The sequence below is a fragment of the Shigella sp. FC1967 genome (genome assembly GCF_001743005.1).
Lineage (GTDB): Bacteria > Pseudomonadota > Gammaproteobacteria > Enterobacterales > Enterobacteriaceae > Proteus.
This window is the reverse complement of the sequence record NZ_MIIZ01001104.1, coordinates 1-871: the sequence shown is the minus strand read 5'-3', so window position 1 is coordinate 871 and position 871 is coordinate 1. Positions and strand designations below refer to the sequence as shown.

Here is an 871-nt window from a genome sequence, read left to right as displayed (position 1 = left end):
TTTGGTTATTGGCTATTTGATATTAACGCCTCTAAATATGATTATTCCCAAACAGTTGCAGGTCATATCAAAGATATTCTTTATTCAGGAGAAAGTGACTAGTATTAATGCAGGTGTGTCATTTAGACTTTGCGGGTAATAAAAATAATCAAAATATGATGGCGCATTATTCAGTCCCTTTTGGTTATTGGCTATTTGATATTAACGCCTCTAAATATGATTATTCCCAAACAGTTGCAGGTCATATCAAAGATATTCTTTATTCAGGAGAAAGTGACAGTATTAATGCAGGTGTGTCATATATCCTTTTTCGTAATCAAAGCAGTAAAACGACATTACGTTATGGTATTCAAGCTAAAGTTTTACGAAATTATGTTGATAATACTGAAATTGAAATCCAACGCCGACGTGTTAGCCATTGGCTAATGAATCTTTCACATCGCCAATATTTTAGTTTTGGAACTTTGGAAGGCAGCATTAATTACCAAAAAGGAACACGTTGGTTTGGTTCAGTTGCAGCCTATGAAGAACAATATCGTGATAATTACTATGCAACAGATAAAGCGGATATTCTAACATGGCGTGCTGAATTAGATATTCCTATCTCTATTGCTCAGCAGCAATTTAAATATCAACTACATTATCGTAAACAAATGACACACGATGCATTAACACCCATTGATCAGTTTGCAATAGGTAATCGTTGGACTATTCGTGGATTTGATGGTGAAAGAACACTGAGTGCTAATGAAGGTTGGTTTGTACAAAATACTATCCTTCAGTCACGATGTGGAAAAAAAGATTACTTGAATTTTCAGAACAAAATATCCCTCATTTTGTTGCTACCATTGATGATCAAGTTGCGGGACAT

The 871-nt window shown here is 34.6% G+C and carries 2 protein-coding genes; both read left to right on the top strand.

Annotated features, from left to right (window positions below):
* Positions 1-102: ShlB/FhaC/HecB family hemolysin secretion/activation protein (locus BHE89_RS23530; RefSeq protein WP_458694243.1), on the top strand; the 102-nt coding region annotated here is incomplete at its 5' end.
* 5 nt (positions 103-107) lie between these two features.
* A partial coding sequence (locus BHE89_RS18865; protein ID WP_286146322.1) for a ShlB/FhaC/HecB family hemolysin secretion/activation protein occupies positions 108-871 on the top strand: 764 nt, incomplete at its 3' end.